The sequence below is a fragment of the Granulosicoccus sp. 3-233 genome (assembly GCF_052681095.1).
This window is the reverse complement of the sequence record NZ_JBQYLE010000004.1, coordinates 49,823-55,822: the sequence shown is the minus strand read 5'-3', so window position 1 is coordinate 55,822 and position 6,000 is coordinate 49,823. Positions and strand designations below refer to the sequence as shown.

The 6,000-nt window shown below is 57.6% G+C and carries 6 protein-coding genes; 5 read left to right on the top strand and 1 reads right to left on the bottom strand.

Annotation, left to right across the window (positions count from 1 at the left end; genetic code table 11):
- Positions 1-33: 33 nt before the first annotated feature.
- On the bottom strand, positions 34-420 hold the full coding sequence (locus ACUNV4_RS12215; protein ID WP_430878834.1) for a YybH family protein: 387 nt from the start codon (positions 418-420) through the stop codon (positions 34-36).
- Between the two features lie 144 nt (positions 421-564).
- On the opposite strand from ACUNV4_RS12215, the gene ACUNV4_RS12210 reads away from it, so the two are divergent.
- The 5 genes from ACUNV4_RS12210 (at position 565) to ACUNV4_RS12190 (ending at position 5,990) form a co-directional block, all read left to right on the top strand.
- Complete coding sequence (locus tag ACUNV4_RS12210; protein ID WP_430878833.1) at positions 565-1,464, top strand: LysR substrate-binding domain-containing protein; 900 nt, start codon at positions 565-567, stop codon at positions 1,462-1,464.
- 357 nt (positions 1,465-1,821) lie between these two features.
- Complete coding sequence (locus ACUNV4_RS12205) at positions 1,822-3,114, top strand: hypothetical protein (protein WP_430878832.1); 1,293 nt, start codon at positions 1,822-1,824, stop codon at positions 3,112-3,114.
- Between the two features lie 6 nt (positions 3,115-3,120).
- Complete coding sequence (locus ACUNV4_RS12200) at positions 3,121-4,251, top strand: hypothetical protein (RefSeq protein WP_430878831.1); 1,131 nt, start codon at positions 3,121-3,123, stop codon at positions 4,249-4,251.
- Positions 4,241-5,146 carry a metal ABC transporter substrate-binding protein gene (locus ACUNV4_RS12195; protein ID WP_430878830.1) on the top strand — a complete coding sequence of 302 codons (906 nt, stop codon included), beginning with the start codon at positions 4,241-4,243 and terminating at the stop codon, positions 5,144-5,146. Before ACUNV4_RS12200 ends, ACUNV4_RS12195 begins: the two co-directional genes overlap by 11 nt.
- 1 nt (position 5,147) lies before the next feature.
- Entirely contained in the window at positions 5,148-5,990 is an 843-nt protein-coding gene (locus ACUNV4_RS12190) for a metal ABC transporter permease (RefSeq protein ID WP_430878829.1), read from the top strand.
- Positions 5,991-6,000 lie beyond the last annotated feature (10 nt).

Here is a 6,000-nt window from a genome sequence, read left to right as displayed (position 1 = left end):
TCGCCCCAGCGAGCCTGTCGAACCGCCGGTGATCTACTCGGGTCCGTTGTTGTCGATATCAAGGACCATCTTCCACGCACCGTCGGCGTCACGCTGGTAGACCAGCACGAGGCGACCTTCGGGTTTGCGGATTTCACCTGTCTCGCGCATTTTCATTGTGCCGTAGAAGCGACCGGAAACTACCGCGACGTCGCCGAAGAATTGCAGATCTTCGATGTCATAACCGGAGGTGATTTCGGCGGCTGCAATACGAGGCAAGTACTTGTCACGGATGGCCTGAGTGCCGACTGTCACCGGCTGCCGCTCGTTGACCGTCATGACGTCTGCATGGCAGGTGCTCAGCATGAGCTCGATATCGCCGGCATCCAGCCCCTTGTTCCAGGTGTTGATGACGGCTTCGATGTCGCTTTGTTTGTTCATGGGTTTCTCTTCTGTGGGTGATCGATGGGCCAATGCAACGCTGGCTGATTACTGCCGTGCCTCATGGCTTGAAGAGACTATAAGTGCCTGCTATTATTAAATAAACCCTATTAATGGATAACACAGTGATCGGAAAAACGAACAATGGGCCGCAGTAACTTTGCCGACATCCGGATTTTCGTTGAAGTTGCACGCAGGGGCGGGTTTCGGGCTGCGTCCGAGCACCTTCAGCTTGCACCCGCCTCGGTCAGCGAAGCGGTGCAACGCTTCGAAGACCGATTGGGTGTCAGATTGTTCGAACGCTCAACCCGGGCAGTGGCGCTGACCCCCATTGGCGAGCGATTCTTCCAACGCAGCCTGCCCGCAGTCAATGACCTGGAAGGGGCCATCAGCGATCTGCATGACCAGAAAGGGCGGGTGGCGGGCACCTTGCGTCTATCGGCACCCTACAGCGCCGGTCCCTTCTTCCTCGATGAACTGGTCGCCCGATTTGCGCTGGAATATCCGGAAGTGGATGTCAGGCTCATCTATGACGACAGGAAAGTGGATCTGCTGTCCTCTGGTGTCGATGCAGTCGTGCGTTCCAGTACACTGTTGGAACCCGAAACACATGCAGTTCCCGTGGGGCCGGAGCTCGCCATGTCGATCGTTGCTTCTCCGGACTATCTGGACCGACGTGGCGTACCGCAGCAACCTCAGGATATCCTTGCTCATGATGCCATCTGCTATGCCTTCGGTCTGAGCGGGCGGCTTGCACCTTGGGGCTTTCAGGGAAGGGAGGGTGCCTATACCGTGGAACCGAACCCCAGAATGGTGGCGAACGACATGAGTTCACTCATGCGCTATGCACAGCATGATCTGGGGCTGGCTTATGTCTATCAGGAGATTGCCTCTCCGTTCATTGACTCAGGCTCTCTGGTCGAAGTCCTGACCGAATTCTTGCCGCCGCTGCCACGCTACTCACTCAACTACCGCAGCAAGCGTCACATGAGCAGTCGGCTCAGGGCGTTCGTGGACAGGGCGAAGCAGGGTATCGATGATTGACCGGAAAGCGTATCTCGTAGCCTGACTACGATTCCGCCGTTCAACCGTTCAACCGTTCAACCGTTCAACCGTTCAACCGCACACCCACACACCCATACCGCCATACCGCCATACCGCGGCAGTTCGAGTTCAAGTAGTTGATGTTATGTTATTACATATCCTGTAGACTGCGTCGCGGTTGCATGGGTCGGTCGATCGTATCCGGAAGACGAGATTGCGCAATGCGTAGTGACGGCGAGCGTCTCTGACAGAAACATCACTCTGACAGTGTCGCGCAGCCTGAGCGCAAGCTGGTGGCGGTGGATTCATGCGATTCAAAAAAAGATATGTTATAACGTAACTAAACGGAGAATTCCCATGTCTGTCAGCAAGACCAGTTCAAGCACTCCTCCACGCTACGGCAGATTGCTGTGTGCAGTCAGCGTCGCTTTGCTCCTTGGTGCGTGCAGCGATAGCTCCACGTCGGAAGAGGAGGACACTGGTGCAAGCATCGACTCGGCAGGTCGCCTGGCCTTGTTCGACAGTGAGGAATCAGCCGTGGTGGTCTACGATCTCGATACCGAAAGTGAGCTGCAACGCTTCGCGCTGACGGGCGATCAACCCAGTCTGTATGCCAGCCCGGACAAACGCTACGCGGTGGTTGTTCAACGCAATGACAATCAGGTCTCCTTTGTGGATAGCGGCCTGTACACCGAAGATCACGTTGACCATTTGCACGACTATGCAGAGGATCCGGTCATGCTGGACTTCACTCTGTCCGGTATCAGGCCCACTCACTACAGCGCTTTCGAGGAATACGGTTCGGTCTTCTTCGATGCCGAGGAAGGAGCGACATCGACCGTCACTGTATTGAGCGATGCGGATATCGGAGCCGGAAGCGTGACGGGAGAATTGACGCTTGCCAACAACATGCACGGTGCGGCACGACTCATCGATGACACGCTATTTGCCACCTATCGGGATCCTTCCATCACCGATACAACCCTGCCGGCGGCTGTAGAGCGCTATTCGTTCGAAGACGGTAGCTTCACGTTCGAACACCGTTATGAAGAAGCATGCCCTCTGTTGCACGGCCATGCGTCCAATGAGTCATACATCGCATTCGGTTGCGGTGATGGCACCTTGCTCATCGATCTGACAGAGGAAGACTATCCTGCCCGAAAATTGCCGAACCCCGAGTCGATCGCCGAGGAAGGCCGAATCGGTACCGTGATTGCCCATGAAGAGGCTGACGAACTCGTCGGCGTTGCCGGTCAGCAGGTCTTCGTGATCGACCCGAACAATGAGCCTGCCTATCAGGAGCTGTCGTTTCCGAGCGAGGTGTCGAAGGTGGCGCAAGGCTTCAATGTGGACGGGGAAACCTACTACATCCTCGGCGATGACGGCATGCTTTATCTGTATGACGTGGAAGCACAGTGGGCAGCTCTCGAGCCGGTTGCGGTGGCCGACAGTGTCGGCGAAGACGATGCTTCTCCCAGAGTGGTCTCCTCTGCGGCGGCTGAGCGGCTGTACGTGCTGAATACCAACGGACAGAAAGTGATCGAAGTGGACAGTCTCGACGGCAGCATTGTCCGTACCCTTGATCTGGATTTCACGGCATCCGCTGTCACCTGGCTGGGGCTGAGCGAATCACACGATCATCAGAACTGACAGATCATGAAAAGCGGAAGAATCAACGCGCCGGATCTCGGCGCGTCAGTGGTCCTGATGCTGGCCATGGCGGCAGGGTCCGCTCATGCGGAGAACCCTGAATTGAGTTTTGTCCTTGACGGGTTCTTCAAGTCCGAAGGCAGCGCCCTGTCCGAACGCGGCAAGGGGTTCGGTCTGGGCCATACCGAGCTGTCGTTGAGCAGTGCGGTGGATGATGTCTTCAGTGGCCGCCTGACGACGGTGCTGGAAAGTCATGAAGGTGAAACCGAACTGGATATCGAGGAGGCCTTCGTGGACAGCGTGGCATTGCCTTACGGTCTGGGGATTCGAGCGGGTCGCTTTCTGTCGCAGGTGGGCTACCTGAATTCCCGGCACACGCATGCCGACAGCTTCGCCGAACGTCCGGCCCTTTATCGCGCCTTTCTCGGTTCGCATTATTTCGACGACGGTGTCCGTGTATCGAGTCTGTTGCCGGTACCGTTCTTCTGGCAACTTGGCGTCGAGGCTTTCAATGGTCGGGAGCTGGCCGATGGTGAAGGTGATTCTGCCATCGGTGTTTTCACGCTCAAGTCCAGCTGGGGTGGCGATCTGTCCAATGGCAGTAGCTGGCAGGCTGGGGTGTCATACTTGCGAAATCGTCTCGATGCAGTTCAGGAGGAGCTGGCTGCCGAAGAGGAAGCGGATGAAGACGCTCACGGCCATTCGCACAGCGCAGCCTACAGTGGCGAGAACCTCTACCTGGCGGACCTTGTCTGGAAATGGTCGCCTCAGGGTAACGCCAGAGATAGCCAGCTGACGGTGTCGGCCGAGTATCTCCATGTCGATGAACTCGGTGAATTCGCTCAGGACAGCGATAGGCAGAACGGCTGGTATGCCTCGACGGTCTATCGCTTCGATCAGCAATGGTCGGCAGGAGTGCGTTATGGCGAAGTGGACCTGAAGGCCGCTCACGGCGATCACTTTCATGATCAGTCACTCCGGGAAACCGACATCATGCTTACCTGGTCGCGTTCCCATTTCTCACAGCTGCGCATGCAATACAGTCTGCAGGATGCGGAAGGCTTCGATGATGCCAACGATACACTCAGCCTGCAATACGTCATGACCCTTGGAGCGCATGGTGCCCATGAATTCTAGTGTCCGGATACTGGCCCTGTGTGCATTGTGCTGGTCGGCAAGCGCATCGGCGCAGGCTTCGTTGAACATCCTGGCCTGCGAGCCGGAGTGGCAGGCATTGGCAAAGGTGCTCGGTGGCGACAGGGTGGAGGCCGAGTCTGCCACCAACGCCTTCCAGGACCCGCACCACATCGAGGCCAGACCATCACTGATCGTCAAGGCGCGTGATGCCGACATGGTGTTCTGCACCGGTGCCGAGCTGGAAATCGGCTGGTTGCCTCTGTTGCTGGAGAAGTCTCGCAATCGTCGTGTGCAAGTCGGTCAGCCGGGATACTTCCTGGCCGCCTCGCAGGTGGATCTCATCGAGGTTCCGGTAGAGGTGGACCGCAGCCACGGTGATGTGCACGCAGACGGCAACCCGCATGTGCATCTGGATCCGCACCGGTTGCTGAGCATCGCCGAGGCGTTCAGCGCACGACTGCAGTTGATCGATGCCGAACACGCTGAGTATTATCAGCAGCGTCTCGCGGCATTCTCCTCGTCATGGACAGAGGCGATGGAGGGCTGGAGAGAGCAGGCCGAGCCCTTGCAGGGAAAGCGGGCTGTGGTCTATCACAAGAACTGGAGCTATCTGCTGAACTGGTTGCAGATCGATACCGTTGGTGATCTGGAACCCAAGCCCGGCATCCCGCCCGGCAGTGCTCATCTGGCCGATCTGTTGCAGACCACTCGAGGGCAGGATACCGACTTCATTCTGATTGCAAACTATCAGAACGATCGCGGTGCTCGCTGGCTGGCAGACAACAGTGGCGTGCCATTGCGGGAACTGCCCTTCACGGTCGGAGGCAGCGACGAGGCCGTCGATCTGCAAGGCCTGTATGACACGATATTGTCCCTGCTGCTGACTGGGAACTGACATGGACAGCTTGTGGCTGCAGATCGATGTCCTCTGGCCAGCCATGCTGGCGGGTATTCTCGTGGTCGCCACACATGTGCCATTGGGGCAGGAAGTGCTGCGTCGCGGAATCATCTTTCTGGATCTGGCCATTGCGCAGATTGCCGGCCTGGGTCTGATTGCGGCGAGCAGCCTCGGCATGGTGGAGCATATGCCAGTGCTCGGGCAGGCAGTTGCAATACTGACGGCGGTGGTGGCGAGTCTGTTGCTGTATCAATTACGCAAGCACGACCCCAGGGAGCAGGAAGCTCTGATTGGTGTTGCCTTCGTGCTGGCGGCTACCGGCAGCATTCTGTTGCTGGCGTCGGACCCTCATGGTGGTGAACGTCTGAAGGATCTGCTGGTGGGGCAGATTCTGTGGACCAACACCACGCAGCTGTTGTGGGTGTCCATCGTCTACGTCTGCATCCTGTTCGCATGGTTTCGCCTGAGTGGGCAGGGTGGCTGGCTGTTCTATCCGCTGTTTGCCATCACGATTACCCTGTCCACGCAGCTCGTCGGAGTGTACCTGGTGTTTGCCAGCCTGATCATTCCGGCCCTTGCGGTGCGCCGCCTGTCGGGGCGGCAGGCACTTGTCTGGGCCTACACCGTCGGGTTCAGTGCCTATCTGCTGGGTCTGTTCGTGTCTGCCTGGAAGGATTGGCCATCAGGAGCCACCATTGCCTGGTGTCTGGCATTCATCGGGTTGGCGGCTTGCGGGGCGGTATCGCTCTTGCCGCAGGTTCGACGCGAGGGTCAGGTGTGCAATGAGATCGAGGCTGATGCTGGCGATCACAACGAAAACGAATCACGTCTTTCAACATGAACATGACAGA